This is a genomic window from Streptomyces sp. NPDC087300 (genome assembly GCF_044744425.1).
In the GTDB taxonomy this organism is placed as follows: domain Bacteria; phylum Actinomycetota; class Actinomycetes; order Streptomycetales; family Streptomycetaceae; genus Streptomyces.
Map to the genome: position 1 here is coordinate 342,063 of NZ_JBIUYI010000004.1, position 19,217 is coordinate 361,279.

Sequence of the window (19,217 nt, forward strand, 5' to 3'; positions counted from 1 at the left end):
GCATTTATCGGGGGCTCGGCCCTGCCCGTGGCCGGGTAGCGACCCGCCCCGTCGCCTAGAGTCGCGCCGGTGGACATCAGTCAACTGAGCGACGCCGAGCGGCAGGTGTGGGAGGCGTATCCGCTGGGGCGGCGCGTCGACTTCCGGGAGCGGGACCGGGAGCCCGCCGACCTCGGAGCCGGGTGGGGGCCCGAACGGACCGTGCGGGCCGCGGTGTTGCGCGCGCTGCTCGTCGGCGGGCCGCGCCAGGACGGTGAGATCGCGGCGCTGCGGCTGCACGGTGCGCGGATCATTGGGCAGTTGGACCTTCAGTACGCCGAGGTCGCCGCGCCCGTGCATCTGTGGTCCTGCCACTTCGACGAGGAACTCGACCTGTACGGCGCCCAGTTGCGCCAGCTCAATCTGGGCTGGTCCGTGCTGCCCGGCATCAACGGCAACTCCCTGCGCGTCGACGGCTCCGTGCGCATGACCGGGTGCCGGATCCGCGGGCCCGTCCGGCTCGGCGGCGCGCGGATCTCCGGGGCGGTGTTCCTTGAGGGCGCGCACCTGGGGGAGGAGGGCGTCGCGCTCGACGAGCCCGTCCTCGCGCTCAACCGCACCACCATCGACGACGACCTCCAGGCCGACGGGGGCCTCGTCGTGCACGGCCTCGTACGGCTCGCGGGCGCGGTCGTCGCCGGGAACATCACGTTCAACGACGCGGTTCTGAGCAATCCGGGCGGGACCGCCCTGCACGCGTCCAACCTCAGCGGCGGCACGGATCTGCACGCGATGCGGCTGACGGCGTACGGGCGGCTCAACCTGCGGGGCATCCGCATACCCGGTCAGCTCAACTTCGCCTACGCGCGACTGTCCAACCCGGGCGGGTTCGCCCTGCGGGCCAGCAGCGTCATCGCCGGTGAGCTGTGGTTCCGTGAGGCCGCCCCCATCGAGGGCGCCGTCACACTGCGCCGTTCCCGCCTCGACCTGCTGCACATCGCCCCCGACACCTGGCCGGACGAGGTCCGCCTCGACGGTCTGACCTACACCTCGCTCGACCCCCACGAGCCCGCCGAGCGCCGCCTCCAGGTACTGGAGCGGGACACCGACGGTTACGTCCCGTACGAGTACGAGCAACTCGCCGCGGCGTATCGCAGGATCGGCGACGACGGGGCCGCGCGCACGGTGCTGCTCGCCAAGCAGCGGCGGCACCGTGCCACTCTCGCCTGGTACGCCAGGGCCTGGGGCTACCTCCAGGACTGGACCGTCGGCTACGGCTTCCGCCCCACCCGCGCGGCGGTCTGGCTCTTCTCGCTGCTGCTCGTCGGCGCGGTGACGTTCGCGGTGCGCGAGCCGGCCGCGTTGAAGCCCGAGGAGGCGCCGGACTTCAATCCGGTCTTCTACACGGTGGACCTGCTGCTGCCGATCGTCGACTTCGGCCAGGAGAGTGCGTATGCCGCGCCGGGGGCGTATCAGTGGTTCGGGTACGCGCTGGTGGTGCTGGGGTGGACGCTTGCGACGACGATCGCGGCGGGGGTGACGAGGGCGATAAGCCGTCAGTAGCAAGCCCTCGCGGGCCGTCGCGGGTCACGGAAATCCGTGGACGGACCCGCGGAAGTCCACGTAACGTGTGGGCTCACGCCCCGAGACGAACGGAAGGAGGCGAGTGCCATGCGGTTCACACCTTTCCAGCGCTCCCTCTTCCGCTGTCCCGGCGTGCTTCGCGAGTTCTGACCGGGAGCGCTCCAAGCAGCCTGTATCCCGGAGGAATCCATGACCGGTCTGGTCATCCGCTCGCTCTCCGCGAGCGACGCTCATCTCTTCGACGCACTCCCCGACCCACTGGGCGCCCGTGAAAGCCATCGGCGTACCCAGTTCCGCCCCGACTGGAAGCGCGTCGCCCTTCGCGACGGCCAGGTCGTCGCACGCGGCGCGTGGTGGGGCGGGCCCGACGACCCGGAGCCCGTCAACATCAACTGGTTCGACGTGGCCGAGGGCGAGGAGGAGGCCGGAGCCGAACTCCTGCGCTCCGCTCCCCGGCAGGTCGAACTCGAGATCAACCTGCCAGGCGGCTGGCGGGACGAGCCCGGCCTACGGGCCGGTGCCGAGGCGCGCTTCGCCGCCGCACGAGCCGCCGGGTACGAACTCCTGGTGGAACGCTTCGTGTACCGCTGGACCCCGGAGCGGGGTCTGCCCGAGCGGCCAGGACGCCTGCGCTTCAGGGCCGAGCCCGACGACACCGTGTTCTTCGACGCGGTGCGCCGCATCCACTCCGTCACGCTGGACGCCCACGCGCTCAGCGCCATCGAGGAGGGCGGCGTCGACCAGGCCGCCCAGCAGGAACTCGACTTCTTCCACTGGTGCCCATCGCCACGGGAGTGGTGGCAGATCGCGCACACGCCCGAAGGCGACCTGGCCGGCATCCACATCCCGGCCCACAACCCCTCGGGCCCGACCGTCGCCTTCATCGGCGTCGTCCCGGAACAGCGCGGTCACGGCTACGCCTACGACCTCCTCGCGGAGTGCACCCACCTGCTCGTCGAGCACGGCGCGGAGTTCGTGAGCGGAGCGACGGACCAGGGCAACTTCCCCATGGCCGCGAACTTCGCCAAGGCCGGCTTCCCCGTCGTCAGGGAACGCATCAACTTCCACCCGGCGGGTGGAGAGGCCTAGTGCCTAGCGAGGAGTAGCACCGGGTGCGGGCGGTCCGGTCCGAGGGCAGGTCCGGACCGCTCGTCGTGCGCGGTGGCAGGCGGAGGGATCACGAACCGTCTCGAAGGGACGCCCAGCCCACGAACGTGGACCAGGCCGCGGCGCCGATCAGCAGGGCGGGGCCCTGGGGGGCGGTCTTGCTGTCCCGTACGGGTACGACGCCGGGGACTCCGTCCGCCACCTCGACGCAGTTTCCGCCTTCGCCGTTGCTGTAGCTGCTCTTGCGCCAGCGTGCGGCGCCGATGAAGTCGTACGCGATCTCGACGCAGTCGCCGCCGCTGCCGTTGCTGTAGCTGCTCTTGCGCCAGCGGGCGTTGCTCAGGTCGGGCTCGTACATTGCCTGTAGTCCTCAGCCGCCGACTCGATCATGGAGAGGGACGCCTCCGGCGACAACGCGGCGGCCCTGAGCAGATCGTAAGTCGCCCTGGCATGCTTCACCAGGGCGGGATCGTCGAGCAGGCTTCCCGAAAACTCCGACTCTGTATAGAGAGTTGGGGGAGCGTCGTCGAATTCCATGAGCTTGAGCGAACCCTGCATCGAGGCGTGCGCGCCCGCCGAGTAGGGGATGACGGCGACCAGGGCCTGGCGCTGCCGCCCGAGCTTGGCGATGTGGTCCAGCTGCGCGGCCATCGTGGCGGTGCCGCCCACCGGGATGTGCAGCACGCACTCATGCATGATCGCCCAGTACACGGGCCGCGTGGCGTCGTGGAGGATGCGCCCGCGCTCCGTGCGGGCGGTCACCATGTCCTCGACGTACTCATCGGGTGCGAACGGGTGGGAGGCCAGGGTGAGCGCACGGGTGTAGGACGAGACCTGGAGAAGTCCGGGTACGAGGGACGGGGCGAAATCGCAGATCTCCGTCGCCAGCCGTTCCAGCTCGACGACCGTCGCGAAGTACTCCGCATAGCGCCGGTCATTGATCAGCTTGCGGCACATCCGCTCGAAAAAGCCATCGGTTTGTAGTGTCTCGTCAATACGTTGAGCCACATCCAACTGAGGTTTGCGAATGGCCTGTTCGAACTGCCCAATGTATCCGCCGGAGACGAAAACCCGCGTCCCTAGCGCCGACTGGGAGAGGCCCGCTTCCTCCCGCCGTCGCTTGAGCTCAGCCCCGAAGAACTCCCAAGCCGCCTGCCGTGATCCACGCGAACCATTGGCCATGGCCAACCGCCTTTCCATGCCCCGCAGTTGTAGCGGACAGACTCCTGCCGAGTGTAGGTGGACTCCGTCACCGTAGGAGGGCGAAGAGTGAAATCCACAGGCAAAGGGGAGCCACGTGAAGGCGGAATCGGAGCGGCATGCAGTGGCATGTATCGAACAGGCGGAGGACACCGTGAAAGAATTGCGCGACGCGCTCGGCAGGGCCGGAATTACCTTGCCTTCATTGCGGATCGACCCGGTCTCACTCGCTCGCGAAGCGCCCTGCCCGCGCATCGAATTGGGCGGTTGTTCCGTCGACGTGGCGGCCCGCCTGGCCGCCACGCTGCGGGGCGGCGCATGAATCTGCACCTTCCCGTCGGGGCGTACGTCGTGGACACCCGCAGCGGCCGGGTCGGCAGAGTGATGGGGCACGAGGGGCCCTACGTCCAGCTGCGGCCCTACGGGGGCGGGCGCGAGTGGGACTGCACGCCCGAGGCCGTACGGACGGCGACCTCGGCGGAGCGGCTGCGCGCGGCGACGGCGTATGCGAACGCGCGGAGCCGGGGGGAGGTGCCTTGAACGTGCCGATCAGGCATCAGCGCAGGGCCCAGATCCTGGCGCGCTTGCCCGCCGGGCCCAGCTGATCCAGGAGGTGCTGGATGTCGTCGGGGTCCGAGGTGAACACCCTGGCTCCGAGCTGTGCGGCGATCATCGCGACGGCGCCGTCCACCGGGTCCGAGGTGTCGGACTGCCCTAAGAGCCGGCCGACGCTCCGGGCCAGGGCGTAGTCCAGGGGCGGGACGTCGCACCCGCTGAGGAGGCGGGCCAGCTGGGCCTGGCGGGCGCCGTCACGCCAGGCCTGGGACACGACGGGTGCGGGTACCAACGGCACGCCGCCCGCGGTCAGATAGGAGCGGTGGGCCCGCCAGAAGGCGACTTGGTTCCGCTCGGCGGCGATCAGCGCCCCGGCGTCGTACACGAAGGGCTTGAGGGGGCTCACGCGGCGCCTCGTGCCTGCTCGTCCGAGCGCTCGGGGCGGGTGGCGTCCGCCATGACGGCGTCCACCCATGCCTGCTCGTCGGGCGTGGGCGGGTCAAGGTCCACCATGGCTTCCTCCGCCGCCGCCAGGCCCGCCTCGATCTTCGCCGCGTGTTCGGCCGCTCGCGACAGCCAGGCGGAGACGCTCAGCCCCTCCCGCTCGGCGGCCGACTTGGCGGCGTCGAGTGTCTCGCTGGGGATGGTGATGGTGACGCGTTCCAGACTCATACTGAGAGTCTTACTGGCGTGACCGGCGCCGCGCCAGTCGTACCGGGCCGTGTTCACCGGTACGAGGTAGGGCGACCCCCGGCCGGTGGCCCGTCGGCGTGCGCGAGAATGGCCCCATGAGTCTGTTCCGCGACGACGGCATCGTGCTGCGCACCCAGAAGCTGGGTGAGGCGGACCGCATCATCACGATACTCACGCGCGGTCACGGCCGCGTACGCGCTGTCGCGCGCGGGGTGCGGCGGACGAAGTCCAAGTTCGGGGCGCGGCTCGAACCGTTCTCGCACGTCGACGTGCAGTTCTTCGCGCGCAACAGCGAACTGGTCGGGCGCGGGCTCCCGTTGTGCACGCAGAGCGAGATCATCGCTCCGTACGGTAGCGGGATCGTCGCGGACTACGCCCGCTACACCGCCGGTACGGCCATGCTGGAGACCGCCGAGCGGTTCACCGACCACGAGGGCGAGCCCGCCGTGCAGCAGTATCTGCTGCTGGTGGGCGGGCTGCGAGTGCTCGCCCGCGGGGAGCACGAGCCGCATCTCGTCCTGGACGCCTTCCTGCTGCGCTCGCTCGCCGTGAACGGCTACGCGCCGAGCTTCAACGACTGCGCGAAGTGCGGGATGCCGGGACCGAACCGGTTCTTCTCGGTCGCGGCGGGCGGCTCGATTTGCGTCGACTGCCGGGTGCCGGGCAGCGTCGTACCCTCGGCGGAGGCCCTCACGCTCCTCGCCGCCCTGCTCACCGGCGACTGGGCGACGGCGGACGCGTGCGAGGCGCGGCACGCCAGGGAGGGCAGTGGGCTCGTATCGGCCTATCTGCACTGGCACTTGGAGCGCGGGCTGCGCTCCCTGCGGTACGTAGAGAAGAACTGAATCCAGCTAGGAGAGAGCCCCCCATGGCACGACGCGGAATCCTCGGACGGTCCCGCCGTGAGTACGTCGCCCCCGAGCCGCACCCCTCGGGCGCGCGGCCGCCGAAGATCCCCGGCGAGCTGGTGCCCAAGCACGTCGCCATCGTCATGGACGGGAACGGCCGGTGGGCCAAGGAGCGTGGCCTGCCGCGCACCGAGGGGCACAAGGTGGGAGCCGAGCGCGTCCTCGACGTGCTCCAGGGCGGCATCGAGATGGGCGTCGGCGCGATCTCGCTCTACGCCTTCTCCACCGAGAACTGGAAGCGCTCCCCGGACGAGGTGAAGTTCCTGATGAACTTCAACCGCGACTTCATCCGCAAGACCCGCGACCAGCTCGACGAGCTCGGCATCCGGGTGCGCTGGGTGGGCCGCATGCCCAAGCTGTGGAAGTCGGTCGCCAAGGAGCTGGAGATCTCCCAGGAGCAGACCAAGGACAACGACAAGCTGACCTTGTACTTCTGCATGAACTACGGGGGCAGGGCCGAGATCGCGGATGCCGCGCAGGCCCTCGCCGAGGACGTGAAGGCGGGCCGGCTCGACCCGTCCAAGGTCAGCGAGAAGACCTTCGCCAAGTACCTGTACTACCCGGACATGCCGGACGTCGACCTGTTCCTGCGCCCCAGCGGCGAGCAGCGCACCTCCAACTACCTGCTCTGGCAGAGCGCGTACGCCGAGATGGTCTTCCAGGACGTGCTCTGGCCGGACTTCGACCGGCGCGACCTGTGGCGGGCCTGCCTGGAGTACGCCTCGCGCGACCGCCGCTTCGGCGGCGCGATCCCGAACGAGCAGCAGATCGCCGACAGCTGATCAGGGGGCGTGGGGGGTACGAAGTACCCCCCACCGCCGGACGGATGGGCGGGTGGGGCGTGCGGGCCCGCGACGGCTCCGCTCAGGCCTGCGCCGAGCACTCCGCGCACGTACCGAAGATCTCCACCGTGTGCGCCACGTTCACGTATCCGTGCTCCGAGGCGATCGCCTCGGCCCACTTCTCGACGGCGGGACCCTCCACCTCGACGGCCTTGCCGCAGACGCGGCAGACCAGATGGTGGTGGTGATCGCCGGTGGAGCACCTGCGGTAGACCGTCTCGCCCTCGCTGGTGCGCAGCGCGTCGACCTCGCCGGCGTCGGCGAGCGACTGGAGGGTGCGGTAGACCGTGGTGAGACCGACGGAGTCGCCCTTGTGCTTGAGCATGTCGTGCAGCTCCTGCGCACTGCGGAACTCGTCCACGTCGTCGAGCGCCGCCGCGACTGCCGCTCGCTGGCGGGTCGACCTGCCTCGAACCGGGGCTCCCACGGTTACCTCCTCGCGTCTGCGCTCTGGTCTGCTGCTCAAGCCTGCCGGGCCATTGTGCCAGGTTGGCCTGAGCTCAGGTCAGAGCTTGGCGCCCGACTGCGCCGGAACGGCGCACTCCGCGGGGTCGCCCCCGGCCGCCGCGGCCGCCGCCGCACGGGCTCTGCGCCTGGCCAGCGGTGTCGCGAGGACCGTGAGCGCGATGAAGACGCCGATGGTGAGAAGGACGATCGTCGCGCCGGGCGGCACGTCCTGGTAGTACGAGGTGACGGTGCCGCCGAGCGTCACCGCGACGCCGATCGCCACCGAGACCGCGAAGGTCGCCGCGAAGCTGCGGGTCAGCTGCTGGGCGGCCGCGACCGGCACCACCATCAGCGCGGAGACCAGGAGCAGGCCCACCACGCGCATGGCGACGGTGACCGTGACCGCGGCGGTGACGGCGGTCAGCAGGTTCAGGGCGCGCACCGGCAGACCCGTCACCCGCGCGAACTCCTCGTCCTGGCTGACCGCGAAGAGCTGCCTGCGCAGGCCGAGCGTGACGAGCACCACAAAGGCGGCGAGCAGGCAGATCGCGGTGACGTCCTGCTCGGAGACCGTGGAGAGCGAACCGAAGAGGTACGACTGGAGGTTCGCGTTCGAGCCGCCGGGGGCGAGGTTGATGAACATGACGCCGCCCGCCATGCCGCCGTAGAACAGCATCGCGAGCGCGATGTCGCCGCGCGTCTTGCCGTACCAGCGGATCAGCTCCATCACGACGGCGCCGACGATCGCGACCGCCGTCGCCATCCACACCGGCGAGGTGGAGAGCAGGAAGCCGAGGCCGACGCCGGTCATCGCGACGTGCCCGATGCCGTCGCCCATCAGGGCCTGGCGGCGCTGCACCAGGTAGATGCCGACGGCGGGCGCGGTGATGCCGACCAGGACGGCGGCGAGCAACGCCCGCTGCATGAAGGCGTAGTTGAGGAGTTCCATGATTCTTCGCCCCGGTCAGGTCAGCAGGCCGGTGCGGACCGGTTCCGCGTCGGCGGTGTGCGGGTGGACGTGGTCGTGGCCGGGCAGCGCGTGCTGGCCGACGGCCTCCGGGGGCGGCCCGTCGTGCAGGACGCAACCGTCGCGCAGGACCACGGCGCGGTCGATCAGCGGTTCGAGGGGGCCCAGTTCGTGCAGCACGAGCAGGACCGAGGTGCCCTTGGCGACCTGCTCGCGCAGGGTGGCCGCGAGGATCTCCTGGCTGGCCAGGTCGACGCCCGCCATCGGCTCGTCCATGATCAGCAGCTCCGGCTCCGCGGCCAGCGCGCGGGCGATGAGCACCCGCTGGTGCTGCCCTCCGGAGAGCGCGTCGACGGAGTCCTTGGCACGGTCGGCGAGGCCCACGAGGTCGATGGCGCGGGCCACGGCCTCGCGGTCGGCCTTGCGCAGGACGCCGAAGCGGGCGCGGGAGAGCCGCCCGGATGAGACGACCTCGGTGATGGTGGCGGGCACGCCGCCCGCGGCCGTGGTGCGCTGCGGGACGTACCCGACGCGGGCCCAGTCGCGGAACCGGCGGCGCGGGGTGCCGAAGATCTCGACGTCGCCGCCGGTGGCCGTGACCTGGCCGATGATCGTGCGTACGGCCGTGGACTTGCCCGAGCCGTTGGCGCCGAGCAGCGCCACGACCTCACCGCGCCCGACCCGCAGGTCGATGCCGCGCAGCACGGGGCGCGAGCCGAGCTCGGCCGTCACCTTGCGCAGGGATATGACGGCTTCGCCTTCGCCGGAACCGGCTGTCTTGCTCATGGCTCGTGCCTCCGTAGCCGCGGGAGTGGGGGTCACTTGGCGCCCAGGGCCTTCTGCAGGGCCTTGAGGTTGGACTCCATGACCTGGACGTAGTCCTTGCCCTTGGACTTGCCGGTGATGCCCTCGACGGGGTCGAGCACATCGGTCTTCAGGCCGGTGTCCTTGGCGAGGGTCTGCGCCGTCTTGTCGCTGACGAGGGTCTCGTAGAAGACGGTGGTGACCCCGTCGGCCTTCGCCATCTTCTGGAGGTCCTTGACGCGCTTGGCGCTGGGCTCGGCCTCGGGGTCCAGACCGCTGATGGCCTCCTCGGTGAGGCCGTAGCGCTCGGCGAGGTAGCCGAAGGCGGCGTGGGTGGTGATGAAGACCTTGGAGTCGGTGTCCTTCAGGCCGTCCTTGAAGGACTTGTCCAGGCCGCCGAGCTTCTTCACCAGCTTCGCGGTGTTCTTCTCGTACGTCGCCGCGTTGTCCGGGTCGGCCTTCTCCAGGGCCTTGCCGACGCCCTCGGCGACCTCGGCGTACTTCACCGGGTCCAGCCAGATGTGCGGGTCGGCGCCCTCGTGCGAGTGGTCGTGGCCGTGATCGTCGTGGTCGTGCTCCTCGGCGTGCCCGCCGACCTCGTTGCCGTGCTTCTCCATGCTGGTCAGCGATGCGGCGTCGACCTTGGTCTTGATGCCGGACTGGTCGATCGCGCTGTCGACGGCGGGCTGCAGGCCCTTGAGGTAGAGCGCGACGTCGGACTCTTCGAGCTGTCCGCGCTGCTGGGCGGAGACCTCCAGGTCGTGCGGCTCCTGGCCGGGCTCGGTGAGGTTGGTGACCAAGACGTGGCTGCCGCCGATCTGCTCGGCGAGGTACTGCATGGGGTAGAACGACGCCACCACGTCGAGCTTGCCGTCCTTGTCGTCCGCGGCGGATGTGGAGCACGCGGTCAGGGCCGTGAGGCCGAGGACGGTGGCGGAGGCAAGGGCGGCGGTGGGTATGAGGCGTCGTACGTTCATGACACTCATTTTCAACAAATGTGGAAACGATTGTCAACAAGGGGTCCGCGCAGGGGGCCGGTGCGGGGTCCGCTCCGTGGTCGTACGGGAACCGATTTGATTAGGGGGGTAAGGCCGCCGGTAACCTGAAGCATTCGCTCCCGGAGCGCGTATTCCCGCTCTGCCCGCCGTCGTAATGAAGAGAGCACCGTGGCCGCCGACAAGATCGACACCATCGTCAGCCTGAGCAAGCGCCGTGGCTTCGTTTTTCCCTGCAGTGAGATCTACGGCGGCCAGCGTGCCGCCTGGGACTACGGGCCGCTCGGCGTCGAGCTGAAGGAGAACCTCAAGCGCCAGTGGTGGCGCTACATGGTCACCTCGCGCGAGGACGTCGTCGGCATCGACTCGTCGGTGATCCTGGCGAGCGAGGTCTGGGAGGCCTCCGGCCACATCAAGACCTTCTCCGACCCGCTCACCGAGTGCCTCTCCTGTCACAAGCGCCACCGCGCCGACCACCTGGAAGAGGCGTACGAGGCCAAGCACAACCGCCCGCCGGCCAACGGCCTCGCGGACATCAACTGCCCCAACTGCGGCACCAAGGGCCAGTTCACCGAGCCCAAGCAGTTCTCCGGCATGCTCGCCACGCACCTCGGCCCCACGCAGGACAGCGGCTCCGTCGCCTACCTGCGCCCCGAGACCGCGCAGGGCATCTTCACCAACTTCGCCCAGGTCCAGCAGACCTCGCGCCGCAAGCCGCCGTTCGGCATCGCGCAGACGGGCAAGTCCTTCCGCAACGAGATCACGCCCGGCAACTTCATCTTCCGGACCCGCGAGTTCGAGCAGATGGAGATGGAGTTCTTCGTCAAGCCGGGCGAGGACGAGCAGTGGCAGGAGTACTGGATGGAGCAGCGCTGGAACTGGTACACCGGCCTGGGCCTGCGCGAGGAGAACATGCGGTGGTACGAGCACCCGAAGGAGAAGCTCTCCCACTACTCCAAGCGCACCGCTGACATCGAGTACCGCTTCCAGTTCGGCGGCAGCGAGTGGGGCGAGCTGGAGGGCGTCGCCAACCGCACCGACTACGACCTGTCGGCGCACTCCAAGGCCTCCGGCCAGGACCTCTCCTACTTCGACCAGGAGGCGGGCGAGCGCTACACCCCGTACGTCATCGAGCCCGCGGCCGGCCTCGGCCGCACCATGCTCGCCTTCCTGCTCGACTCGTACTTCGAGGACGAGGCGCCCAACGCCAAGGGCAAGCTGGAGAAGCGCACGGTCATGCGCTTCGACCACCGCATCGCCCCGGTGAAGGTCGCGGTCCTGCCGCTCTCCCGCAACCCGGAGCTCTCGCCCAAGGCCAAGGGCCTGGCGACCGCCCTCCGGCAGAACTGGAACATCGAGTTCGACGACGCGGGCGCCATCGGCCGCCGCTACCGCCGCCAGGACGAGATCGGCACGCCGTACTGCGTGACGGTCGACTTCGACACCCTGGACGACAACGCGGTCACCGTGCGCGAGCGCGACACCATGAAGCAGGAGCGCGTCTCCCTCGACCAGATCGAGGGCTACCTGGCCACGCGCCTCGTGGGCTGCTGACGCTCGTACGTTCGCGGCACGACGCCGTAGGGAGCCCCCGGTTCCGGGTTATGGAACCGGGGGCTTTTGTGCACACTGAGGCGCATGCTTCCGATGACGACGAGCAAGGTCAGCAGGTGGGACCAGCACGGGCGCGAACACGTCGTGCAGGTCCAGAAGGCGGGCAGGCAGCGGCAGTTGAGCTGCGGGACCTGCGGATGGCGCAGGAAGGCGCAGTTCCTGCCGTGGCTCAAGGCCGAGGAGCACCTGACCCAGGAGCATCAGGCGACGGTTGATCCGTCGGCTCCGTCCTCGTAGGGGTCATGACGAGGATGGCGGCGTCCTGCGGCTGCGGGGCGAGCAGCAGAGTCATGCCGTACGCGCGGGGCGGGGTGCCGTCCGCAGGGACGACGTCGACCGTGCGCGAGGCGAAGTCCCCGATCGAACGGCAGGCCCACCAGGCGTCCAACTCGGGCCGCGCGGACCGCAGCCGCTCAGTGAGGCGCCGGAAGTCCTCGTCCTTGGGACGGCGGTCCGCGCGGGTGCGCAGGTGCCGGTACAGATCGATGGCGACGGGCTCCCAGCCGGGCAGCGCCCGCTGATGCCGTGCGTCGCCGACCAGCAGGAGCAGCAGATTGCGTCGGTCCTCGGGGACGTCGGCCGGGTCGGGCCACAGGGTGGCGTACGCGCTGTTCCAGGCGAGGACGTCCAGGGCGGGGCCGAGAAGCAGCGCCGGGCTGTCGGGCCAACCGTCCAGTACGGCGCGGAGGTTCGGGTCGTACGAGGTGTCCCACCCCTCGGAGGCGGGGGCGAACCCGGCGAGGGCGAGCGCGTGCCGGTGGGCGGCCTCGTCGAGCCGGAGCGCGCGGGCGACCGAGTCGAGTACCTGCCGCGAGGTGTCCACGCGGCCCTGTTCGATCCAGGTGTACCAGGCCACGGAGACGCCGGAGAGCGCCGCGACCTCCTCGCGGCGCAGCCCCTTCGTGCGGCGCCGCGGGGTGTGCGGGAGGCCGACGTCGCTGGGGGAGAGGAACTCGCGGTAGGCGCGCAGGAACCCGCCGAGTCGCTGCCGGAGCGGGGCGGTGGCGCTCTCCGGGGGCTCCGCTGTCTCAGTGATGGCCATGGCCTCAGCCTATGACCTGGACCAACCCCCATGAATGCCTGGCTGGTTGAGGGGCGGGCCGAACGGGAGGCTGGTCCCATGACCGAAACCCCTGTGATGTGGCGCCGCCGCAACGACTCCACGGACCTGACCGAACCCCGCCCCTTCATCCGCGTCTATACGGGCCCGGGCACCCTGGACGCCTTGGCGTCGTCCTACGAGCGGCTGCTCGGCACGGAACGCGACATGTGGTTCGCCTACCCCGAGAAGAACCTCGCCCTCGCCGTGGTCGGCGCCTTCCTCCTGATCGAGGGCACGGAGGAGACCCTGGCTCCCTTCCGCGCGACCCACGGCACGCTGCTCGTCGACTCGGCGCAGGCGTACCTGGAACGCCTCGCGGAGGAGGGCGCGGAGATCACGGACCCGCTGATCAAGGTCCCGACGGGCTCGGGCTTCACGGCGCGGCACAAGGACGGCACGGTGATCGAGTACGTGGAGCACCGGCCGACGGAGGACGGGCTGTAGGCGCGATTGTCGACCTGGCCCGCGCCGCCCATCCGGACATCCGCTTCGAGGTCGGCTCCATGGACGCCCTCGACGTACCGGACGGCACCCTCTCCGGCGTCGCGTCCTGGTACTCGGTGATCCACACGCCCCCGGCGCAACTCCCGCCGTACTTCGCTGAGTTCCACCGGGTCCTGGCCCCCGGCGGCCACCTCCTGCTCGCGTTCTTCGAGTCGGAGGGGCCCCCGGTCACGCCGTTCGACCACAAGGTGACGACGGCCTACCGCTGGCCGGTCGACGGCCTGGCGGAACTGGCGGCGAAGTCCGGCTTCACGGAGACCGGCCGGATGCTGCGGGAACCCCGCGAGGGGGAGCGGTTCCGCAGGGGGCATCTGCTGATGAAGAGGAGTGCTTGGAGCATGCCCGCTTACGTCATAGTCACCATCGACGTGCTCGATGAGGAGGCGGCCCTGGCCTACGCGCCCGTGGCCCAGCAGTCCATCCTCGCCCACGGCGGCCGCTACCTGGTGGCGGGCCCCACGCCCGAACCGGTCGAAGGCACCTGGGAATCCTCCCGGTTGGTGCTCCTGGAGTTCCCGGACGTGGCCCGGATCGGGGAGTGGTACGACTCCCCGGAGTACCGGCACGCCCGCGAGATCCGGGAGGGCAAGGTCCGGGTGTCGCTGCTGTTCGCCGAGGGGGCGCCGCCGGAGGGGTTCTCGCTCCCAGTTAATTAACATTCAACTATTTCTCGCCACGGTCCGCGCGCCGGATCGGTGTCGGTCGCCTGGTGGCCGACCTGCGGGGGCGGGCTGGAGGGGTGCCGCATCGGCGCCTCGGGGGTGCCGTTCCGGCGTGCGGACAATGGCCCAAATTGATTTAACATTCAACCTATTCGAGGTGCATGCTGGTCAGAGAGCCGCCCCCCCCCGAGGGGGGCCGGCCCAATACCCCATCTGACCAATGGAGATGACCCGAGATGGCGCAGACGCAGACCGAGCCCCAGGCCCTGCCCCAGGCCCTGCCCCAGCCCTCGACCCAGCCCCTCCGCCTCCACCACCACGCGTGGATCACCGACGACCAGGAAGCCAACCGGCGCTTCTACGAGGACGTGATCGGCCTGCCCCTGGTGGCCACGTGGACCGAGCGCGAGGTGCTGGCCGGGGCCGAGCGCGCCTACAGCCATGCCCTCTACGGCCTTGCCGACGGCAGTGCGCTCGCCTTCTTCCAGTTCGCCGACCCCAAGGACCAGGCGGAGTTCAAGACCGGCATCAACACCACTCCCTTGCGTCACATCGCCTTCAAGGTCGATGCGGAGGCCCAGGACGCCATCCGCGAGCGCGCCGTCGCGGCCCATCCGGAGGCGAATGCCCACGTGCTCGACCACGGGTTCTGCGTCTCGCTGTACATCACGGACCTCAACGGCCTGATCCTGGAGTTCGCCGTCGACCACCCCGACGTGGCGAAGATCGACGCCGAGAAGCGCACCACGGCACACGCCGACCTCGCCCGCTGGCTCGCGGGGGACCACGCCAGTAACAACAGTTGGCGCTGACGGGGGCGTGCGCGAAGCGGAAGGCAGGGGGGGCGGAGCCGGTTCTTCACGGACCTGGCTCCGCCCCGCCTCTTATGCCGCCAGGGTCATGACGTCATGGCGATGTCGGTCTTGGACGCCACAACTCGCCTGCCATAGCGTCGAGTTGTCGGCACGCGTAGATCGCCATGAGGAGTTTCCACGATGGGGAACAACAGCAACCGGCTCCTGCTCAAGAGATGCGCCGCCCTGTCGCTGGCCACCGCGGCGGTCGGCGTCTTCGCCGTGGGGGGCGCGAACGCCGATGCCTCGAAAGCGCATGCCGATCCCTCGGACAAGGACCGGGTCGAGGTCATCGAACTCCGCCTCAAGGACCTGGAGTACGAGTCCGTCGATCTCGGCGAGGCGGGGCCGAGCCTGGGCGACATGACCGTCTACTGCGCCACCGCGGTGGAGAACGGCCGCGACGTCGGACGGGGCGCCGGGACGTCTCAGGTCGTGTACGTCGGCGGTGGGAAGGTCACGTCGCAGGCCGTGATCACGTTGGAGCTCGAGCGTGGCTCGCTGACGATGCAATCGCTGCGGCCGGAGGAGGCGAGTTCGCTCGACATGGCCATCACCGGCGGCACGGGCGCCTTCAAGGACGCCCGGGGCAGTGTCCGCTACTGGGACATCAACACGCCCAAGGAGAGGCTGCGCGCCGAGATCCTGCACTGAGTTCCAGGGCTCGTGGGCTCATGTCCGCCGGGGCATCGGTACATGACCGCATCGGTCTTGGACCGCGTGAACGCCGTGTGTTTGTCTCCAGAGACAGCACGCGGCGAGAGGCACAGGCCATGAACGACAGTCCGACGTACGGAAATCAGGGCACCGGCGAGGGATACGAGAGCTACGTCGAGACCCTGCTCGACGTCCTCGGCGCGGACCCCGGAAGAACCGCCCTGCGCACCGCCGAGGGGTGTGGCGTCACGGCCGGGGAACTCCGCGACGGCGTGCACCGGCTGGCCGCGGGACTCGCGGAACGCGGCATCGGCCGGGGCAGCACCGTGACCCTGCTCACGGGCAACAGGATCGAAGCCCTCCTCGCGCGGTACGCGGCGAATCTCCTGGGCGCCCGGGCCGTCTCCCTCGGCGAGGGCACGGCACCGCGGGCCCAGGCGGAGATCGTGCACAGGGTGGACACGGCGCTGCTCATCATCCTGGACTCCGCTGCCGAACCCCTGGCTGACCTGGTCGAGGTCCCCGTCGTACGCATACGGGATGCCGCGCTCCTCGGCGACGGCGATGGCGATGGCGATGGCGATGGCGATGGCGACGGGGCCCGCGCCGCGGAACCGGTGTCCGGACGGGCGAGGCCCGAGGACGACTGGTGCATCCGCTTCACGGGCGGCACCACCGGGGTGCCCAAGGGCATCCGGATGGCACACGGCCCCTACCGGCGGTTCCTGACCGAACGCGTGGGCGGCCTGTCCGCCGGGGAACGCCCGCGCTTCCTCGCCTGCACCCCGCTCGCCCACATGGCCGGGATCTTCGCCGACATGGCGCTCATGGCCGGAGGCACCGTGGTGCTGCGGGACGGCTTCGACCCGGCCGACGTGCTCACCGCCATCGGCGACGAAGGCATCACCGACCTCTGGCTGCTGCCGCCCCTGCTGTACGAACTCCTCGACCACCCGCGGCTGTCCACGGCCGAGGTCGGCACGCTGCGCCGCATCGTCTACGGCGGCACCGCCGTGTCGGCGCGGCGCCTCCGGCAGGCCGCCGCGGCGTTCGGGCCCGTGCTGCACGGCTCGTACGGGCAGACCGAGGCCGGGTGCATCGCGGAGGTGCTGCCGCACGAGCACGAGCGCCTGGTGACGGCGGACGGCGGCCCGGCGCCCGCGGGGCGCGCGGTGCCCGGCGCGGAGATCGAGGTGCGCGGCCCGGACGGCACGGTGCTCGCGGCGGGCGAGGCCGGGGAGGTCCACGTCCGCACCCCGATGCTGATGACCGGGTACTGGCGACAGCCCGAACTGACCGCGGAGGTCCTGCGCGACGGCTGGGTCCGCACCGGCGACGTCGGGCGGCTGGACGCCGACGGGTACCTGTACCTCGTCGACCGGATCAAGGACATGGTCGTCGTGGTCGGCGGACACATCTATCCGGCGGAACTGGAGCGGCTGCTGCTCACGCACCCGGCCGTGGCGGGTTGCGCGGTGGTCGGGGTGCACGGCGCGGACGAGACCGAGCAGGTGCGGGCGGCGGTCGTCCGCGCGCCCGGATACGGCGGTACGGAAGAGGAGTTGACGCGGGAGGTCACGGCGTTCGTCACGGAACACAAGGGAGCGCTGTACGCCCCGCGCGCGGTGCACGTCCTCGACCGGATTCCGCTGACGGATGTCGGCAAGCCCGACAAGAAGCTGCTCCGGTCGACGTTGGCGGACCGGTAGGCCGCGGCTACGCCTCCCTGAAACTCTGCCCGCAAGTCGCCCAGCGCCGCTTCGGTGACCACCTGGTAGTCACGCGCTTCCGGCACGACAGCGGGGAACGGCGCTCCGAACTCGATGAACATCTGCTCAGCTGTCCGGCCTGCCGCGGCGAAGCAGGCCGGCAGGCGGAAATCGTCGCAGGTCGAGCACCACGATCGGCTTGGCACCCGTGTTGTAGAGCACGAGAGGAAAGCGGACCCGAGCGATCTCGGAGGTCACAGCGGCCGCGAACGAATGCGACTCCCAGACCTTCAGGTCTCCCTGGCGAGCGTTGATCCACCAGAACGAGGCCACCGTGAACGCGAGGGCGCACGCCGCGACGAAGACGGTCAGAGGGAGCGAAGCACTGCTCTGCTGCTCCGCAGCGGTCAGTGGAATCACGCCCAGAGTCTGCCAGTTGGTGCGGCTTCGGCGTGGGTGTTCCGGCTGGCTGGTGCAGCCGGGTACGGGAGTGGGCCGTGGTCCGCTCCTGGTCCACACACCCGCTTCTACGCGAAGGCCATGCACCGTAGTCAGGAACGGTCGAACCCCCAGATTGAGCGGGCTCTAGAGGCAGCAGAGGGAGAAGGCGGACGCCAGTCCCGCACGTTCGGTCAGGCGCTGTCCACACCCGCATCGGGCGGGGCGGCGCTCTTTCGGTTCATGGAGACGCATATGCCCGAAGCATGACCTCAATTCTTGCTCAGAAGATCACGCAAGATCTTCACCCACCGCAATCGCTCCCGTACTTTCAGTGGACCGGCCGCCCAGTAAGGGCGGCTCATCGGGGAAGGTGCTCATGAGCATCAGAACAAGCAAGGGCCTGCTGATACCGGCAGCGACATTGGCCCTTATGGCGGGGCTGACCACCCCTGCGCTGGCCGACGCAGCCACTACAGAACCTGTCGCCACTGCTACGGCAAACGCAGAAGACACCGCCGTCCAGCCCGGTCCGCCGGCCGAGCCGGAGGAGACGGACCTCATCGAGGTCGGGGACCCCGAGGCCCCCACCGGGGAGGCCGAGTGGCCGGTCGGTAAGCCCGACCCGGGACCGGCCGCCGAGCACTGCACGCCGGGCGGTGTGTACCGGCCCATCAGCAAGGGCGGTAAGTTCCACAAGGGCGTCGGCCCGACGAACTCCAACTACAACGGCACGAGCCGTACCGCGAAGTCCCGGTTCGAGGCTGAGGTAACCGCCAAGGTCGGCATATCAGTATCTGCGGGACTCAAGGTGAAGGCCAGTGCGATGGTGGCCGAAATTGAGCAGGAGTACAGCGTCAATCTGTCCCTTGAGCTGACCGCGAAACTCGGCAACGTCATCACCGTGGACACTCCGGCCAAGAAGACCACGCACGCCAAGTACGGGGTATACCGGCTGAAGCACAAGGGCAAGAGCTACTCCTACTACAGCAACTGCTCAACGACCGCGAAGAAGACGATCACCAGCTACACCCCGTACCGGGTGGGCTGGTACATCTGGGAGAGCTGATGCCCAACAGCGCCAAGCGGGGAACCCTCCGCACCGTGAGCTGCGCCGCCGGGGCACTGCTGGTGAGCCTCACGATTGGCGCCTGCTCAGGATCGGACGACACGTCGGACCAGTCGAAGTCGACACCGTCCGCGACGCGCACCAAGGACGCGGCCAGACCTGAACACATCCCTGGGGAATCGGTCAGCGAGGCGCCCAAGCTTCCGGAGGGCCAGCCGCTGGCCGAGGTCGCAGCGGCCAAGGGGAACCAGAACATCCCGCTCGGCGATATCGCCAAGGGATCGCTGTCCGTGCTCGTCAACTGCCAGGGCAAGGGCACCCTCAAGGTCACCGTCCAGCCTATGGGCATGCACTTCCCCCTCAACTGCGTGGACGGCGAGGTCAGCAGCACGTACAACGAGCTGGGCCTCAAGAAGGCCAGGCCAACGGGCACAGTCGCAGTGACCGCGCCCTCCTCGGTTCGCTGGTCCCTCACAGTCGGGCAGTAGCAGCCAATGCCACAGCGCCCCAGGGTTTTTGCCTGGGGC

General features: G+C 69.6%; 24 protein-coding genes and 2 pseudogenes. 16 read left to right on the forward strand and 10 right to left on the reverse strand.

The genetic code is table 11. The features are described 5' to 3' along the window. The first annotated feature begins 69 nt into the window (after window positions 1-69). Window positions 70-1,542: a membrane-associated oxidoreductase gene (locus ACIO9J_RS17320; protein ID WP_401999435.1), complete on the forward strand. Its 1,473-nt coding sequence runs from the start codon at window positions 70-72 to the stop codon at window positions 1,540-1,542. Between the two features lie 210 nt (window positions 1,543-1,752). Beyond that, window positions 1,753-2,652 carry a GNAT family N-acetyltransferase gene (locus ACIO9J_RS17325; protein ID WP_401999438.1) on the forward strand — a complete coding sequence of 300 codons (900 nt, stop codon included), beginning with the start codon at window positions 1,753-1,755 and terminating at the stop codon, window positions 2,650-2,652. A gap of 88 nt (window positions 2,653-2,740) precedes the next feature. Here the strand turns inward: ACIO9J_RS17325 and ACIO9J_RS17330 are convergent, their stop codons facing one another. Beyond that, window positions 2,741-3,028: a DUF397 domain-containing protein gene (locus ACIO9J_RS17330; RefSeq protein WP_401999441.1), complete on the reverse strand. Its 288-nt coding sequence runs from the start codon at window positions 3,026-3,028 to the stop codon at window positions 2,741-2,743. Then, window positions 3,010-3,852, reverse strand: coding sequence for a helix-turn-helix domain-containing protein (locus ACIO9J_RS17335; RefSeq protein ID WP_401999444.1), 843 nt, complete (start codon window positions 3,850-3,852; stop codon window positions 3,010-3,012). Before ACIO9J_RS17335 ends, ACIO9J_RS17330 begins: the two co-directional genes overlap by 19 nt. A 115-nt stretch (window positions 3,853-3,967) precedes the next feature. Here ACIO9J_RS17335 and ACIO9J_RS17340 point away from each other — a divergent pair, with 115 nt between their 5' ends. Beyond that, entirely contained in the window at window positions 3,968-4,192 is a 225-nt protein-coding gene (locus tag ACIO9J_RS17340) for a hypothetical protein (protein WP_401999446.1), read from the forward strand. A 2-nt stretch (window positions 4,193-4,194) separates the two neighbouring features. Continuing rightward, window positions 4,195-4,410, forward strand: a complete 216-nt coding sequence (locus ACIO9J_RS17345; RefSeq protein ID WP_402001047.1) for a hypothetical protein — start codon at window positions 4,195-4,197, stop codon at window positions 4,408-4,410. Between the two features lie 16 nt (window positions 4,411-4,426). Here the strand turns inward: ACIO9J_RS17345 and ACIO9J_RS17350 are convergent, their stop codons facing one another. Then, window positions 4,427-4,831 (reverse strand): twitching motility protein PilT, encoded by a 405-nt coding sequence (locus tag ACIO9J_RS17350; protein WP_401999449.1) that lies wholly within the window; start codon window positions 4,829-4,831, stop codon window positions 4,427-4,429. Next, a complete protein-coding gene (locus tag ACIO9J_RS17355) occupies window positions 4,828-5,097 on the reverse strand; it encodes a hypothetical protein (protein ID WP_401999452.1) in 270 nt (89 codons plus the stop codon). Before ACIO9J_RS17355 ends, ACIO9J_RS17350 begins: the two co-directional genes overlap by 4 nt. Window positions 5,098-5,213: 116 nt before the next feature. On the opposite strand from ACIO9J_RS17355, the gene recO reads away from it, so the two are divergent. Beyond that, complete coding sequence (recO, locus tag ACIO9J_RS17360) at window positions 5,214-5,963, forward strand: DNA repair protein RecO (protein WP_401999455.1); 750 nt, start codon at window positions 5,214-5,216, stop codon at window positions 5,961-5,963. Between the two features lie 23 nt (window positions 5,964-5,986). Beyond that, complete coding sequence (locus tag ACIO9J_RS17365) at window positions 5,987-6,808, forward strand: isoprenyl transferase (protein WP_401999458.1); 822 nt, start codon at window positions 5,987-5,989, stop codon at window positions 6,806-6,808. A gap of 82 nt (window positions 6,809-6,890) precedes the next feature. Here ACIO9J_RS17365 and ACIO9J_RS17370 read toward each other — a convergent pair whose 3' ends face one another. From ACIO9J_RS17370 to ACIO9J_RS17385, 4 genes are all read right to left on the reverse strand, one after another. Further along, window positions 6,891-7,295 carry a Fur family transcriptional regulator gene (locus ACIO9J_RS17370; protein ID WP_401999461.1) on the reverse strand — a complete coding sequence of 135 codons (405 nt, stop codon included), beginning with the start codon at window positions 7,293-7,295 and terminating at the stop codon, window positions 6,891-6,893. A 78-nt stretch (window positions 7,296-7,373) separates the two neighbouring features. Further along, window positions 7,374-8,264, reverse strand: a complete 891-nt coding sequence (locus ACIO9J_RS17375; RefSeq protein ID WP_401999464.1) for a metal ABC transporter permease — start codon at window positions 8,262-8,264, stop codon at window positions 7,374-7,376. Between the two features lie 15 nt (window positions 8,265-8,279). Beyond that, window positions 8,280-9,068 carry a metal ABC transporter ATP-binding protein gene (locus ACIO9J_RS17380; protein WP_401999466.1) on the reverse strand — a complete coding sequence of 263 codons (789 nt, stop codon included), beginning with the start codon at window positions 9,066-9,068 and terminating at the stop codon, window positions 8,280-8,282. 32 nt (window positions 9,069-9,100) lie between these two features. Continuing rightward, the gene (locus ACIO9J_RS17385; RefSeq protein WP_401999469.1) at window positions 9,101-10,063 is read right to left on the reverse strand and encodes a metal ABC transporter substrate-binding protein; all 963 of its coding nucleotides are present in this window, start codon (window positions 10,061-10,063) and stop codon (window positions 9,101-9,103) included. Window positions 10,064-10,252: 189 nt separating this feature from the next. Here ACIO9J_RS17385 and ACIO9J_RS17390 point away from each other — a divergent pair, with 189 nt between their 5' ends. Then, window positions 10,253-11,635: a glycine--tRNA ligase gene (locus ACIO9J_RS17390; protein ID WP_401999470.1), complete on the forward strand. Its 1,383-nt coding sequence runs from the start codon at window positions 10,253-10,255 to the stop codon at window positions 11,633-11,635. An 84-nt stretch (window positions 11,636-11,719) separates the two neighbouring features. Continuing rightward, window positions 11,720-11,932, forward strand: coding sequence for a hypothetical protein (locus ACIO9J_RS17395; protein WP_401999473.1), 213 nt, complete (start codon window positions 11,720-11,722; stop codon window positions 11,930-11,932). On the opposite strand, the gene ACIO9J_RS17400 is transcribed toward ACIO9J_RS17395, so the two are convergent. Further along, window positions 11,865-12,737, reverse strand: coding sequence for a helix-turn-helix domain-containing protein (locus tag ACIO9J_RS17400; RefSeq protein ID WP_401999475.1), 873 nt, complete (start codon window positions 12,735-12,737; stop codon window positions 11,865-11,867). The two genes, ACIO9J_RS17395 and ACIO9J_RS17400, sit on opposite strands and share 68 nt — an antisense overlap. Window positions 12,738-12,815: 78 nt before the next feature. On the opposite strand from ACIO9J_RS17400, the gene ACIO9J_RS17405 reads away from it, so the two are divergent. The 6 genes and pseudogenes from ACIO9J_RS17405 (at window position 12,816) to ACIO9J_RS17430 (ending at window position 17,183) form a co-directional block, all read left to right on the forward strand. Continuing rightward, window positions 12,816-13,241: a hypothetical protein gene (locus ACIO9J_RS17405; RefSeq protein WP_401999478.1), complete on the forward strand. Its 426-nt coding sequence runs from the start codon at window positions 12,816-12,818 to the stop codon at window positions 13,239-13,241. 5 nt (window positions 13,242-13,246) lie between these two features. Next, a pseudogene (locus ACIO9J_RS17410) lies at window positions 13,247-13,624 on the forward strand (methyltransferase domain-containing protein); the annotation flags it as partial. Window positions 13,625-13,654: 30 nt separating this feature from the next. Next, window positions 13,655-13,957 (forward strand): annotated as a pseudogene (locus ACIO9J_RS17415) (DUF1330 domain-containing protein); the annotation flags it as partial. Between the two features lie 242 nt (window positions 13,958-14,199). Further along, complete coding sequence (locus tag ACIO9J_RS17420) at window positions 14,200-14,775, forward strand: VOC family protein (RefSeq protein WP_401999481.1); 576 nt, start codon at window positions 14,200-14,202, stop codon at window positions 14,773-14,775. 183 nt (window positions 14,776-14,958) lie between these two features. Continuing rightward, window positions 14,959-15,471, forward strand: coding sequence for a hypothetical protein (locus ACIO9J_RS17425; protein ID WP_401999484.1), 513 nt, complete (start codon window positions 14,959-14,961; stop codon window positions 15,469-15,471). A 119-nt stretch (window positions 15,472-15,590) separates the two neighbouring features. Beyond that, window positions 15,591-17,183 (forward strand): class I adenylate-forming enzyme family protein, encoded by a 1,593-nt coding sequence (locus tag ACIO9J_RS17430; protein ID WP_401999487.1) that lies wholly within the window; start codon window positions 15,591-15,593, stop codon window positions 17,181-17,183. 126 nt (window positions 17,184-17,309) lie between these two features. On the opposite strand, the gene ACIO9J_RS17435 is transcribed toward ACIO9J_RS17430, so the two are convergent. Next, window positions 17,310-17,603: a hypothetical protein gene (locus tag ACIO9J_RS17435; protein WP_401999490.1), complete on the reverse strand. Its 294-nt coding sequence runs from the start codon at window positions 17,601-17,603 to the stop codon at window positions 17,310-17,312. Window positions 17,604-18,000: 397 nt separating this feature from the next. Between ACIO9J_RS17435 and ACIO9J_RS17440 the strand changes: the two genes are divergently transcribed. Further along, window positions 18,001-18,690, forward strand: coding sequence for a hypothetical protein (locus tag ACIO9J_RS17440; RefSeq protein ID WP_401999493.1), 690 nt, complete (start codon window positions 18,001-18,003; stop codon window positions 18,688-18,690). Next, on the forward strand, window positions 18,690-19,178 hold the full coding sequence (locus ACIO9J_RS17445) for a hypothetical protein (protein WP_401999495.1): 489 nt from the start codon (window positions 18,690-18,692) through the stop codon (window positions 19,176-19,178). Before ACIO9J_RS17440 ends, ACIO9J_RS17445 begins: the two co-directional genes overlap by 1 nt. The last annotated feature ends 39 nt before the right edge of the window (window positions 19,179-19,217 follow it).

Excerpts from the sequence above, each read along its gene's own strand:
- ACIO9J_RS17325 (WP_401999438.1), top strand. The coding sequence starts at position 1,753 with ATGACCGGTCTGGTCATCCGCTCGCTCTCCGCGAGCGACGCTCATCTC.
- ACIO9J_RS17330 (WP_401999441.1), bottom strand. The coding sequence starts at position 3,028 with ATGTACGAGCCCGACCTGAGCAACGCCCGCTGGCGCAAGAGCAGCTAC.
- ACIO9J_RS17335 (WP_401999444.1), bottom strand. The coding sequence starts at position 3,852 with ATGGCCAATGGTTCGCGTGGATCACGGCAGGCGGCTTGGGAGTTCTTC.
- ACIO9J_RS17355 (WP_401999452.1), bottom strand. The coding sequence starts at position 5,097 with ATGAGTCTGGAACGCGTCACCATCACCATCCCCAGCGAGACACTCGAC.
- recO (WP_401999455.1), top strand. The coding sequence starts at position 5,214 with ATGAGTCTGTTCCGCGACGACGGCATCGTGCTGCGCACCCAGAAGCTG.
- ACIO9J_RS17365 (WP_401999458.1), top strand. The coding sequence starts at position 5,987 with ATGGCACGACGCGGAATCCTCGGACGGTCCCGCCGTGAGTACGTCGCC.
- ACIO9J_RS17375 (WP_401999464.1), bottom strand. The coding sequence starts at position 8,264 with ATGGAACTCCTCAACTACGCCTTCATGCAGCGGGCGTTGCTCGCCGCC.
- ACIO9J_RS17380 (WP_401999466.1), bottom strand. The coding sequence starts at position 9,068 with ATGAGCAAGACAGCCGGTTCCGGCGAAGGCGAAGCCGTCATATCCCTG.
- ACIO9J_RS17385 (WP_401999469.1), bottom strand. The coding sequence starts at position 10,063 with ATGAACGTACGACGCCTCATACCCACCGCCGCCCTTGCCTCCGCCACC.
- ACIO9J_RS17395 (WP_401999473.1), top strand. The coding sequence starts at position 11,720 with ATGCTTCCGATGACGACGAGCAAGGTCAGCAGGTGGGACCAGCACGGG.
- ACIO9J_RS17400 (WP_401999475.1), bottom strand. The coding sequence starts at position 12,737 with ATGGCCATCACTGAGACAGCGGAGCCCCCGGAGAGCGCCACCGCCCCG.
- ACIO9J_RS17405 (WP_401999478.1), top strand. The coding sequence starts at position 12,816 with ATGACCGAAACCCCTGTGATGTGGCGCCGCCGCAACGACTCCACGGAC.
- ACIO9J_RS17420 (WP_401999481.1), top strand. The coding sequence starts at position 14,200 with ATGGCGCAGACGCAGACCGAGCCCCAGGCCCTGCCCCAGGCCCTGCCC.
- ACIO9J_RS17425 (WP_401999484.1), top strand. The coding sequence starts at position 14,959 with ATGGGGAACAACAGCAACCGGCTCCTGCTCAAGAGATGCGCCGCCCTG.
- ACIO9J_RS17430 (WP_401999487.1), top strand. The coding sequence starts at position 15,591 with ATGAACGACAGTCCGACGTACGGAAATCAGGGCACCGGCGAGGGATAC.
- ACIO9J_RS17440 (WP_401999493.1), top strand. The coding sequence starts at position 18,001 with ATGAGCATCAGAACAAGCAAGGGCCTGCTGATACCGGCAGCGACATTG.
- ACIO9J_RS17445 (WP_401999495.1), top strand. The coding sequence starts at position 18,690 with ATGCCCAACAGCGCCAAGCGGGGAACCCTCCGCACCGTGAGCTGCGCC.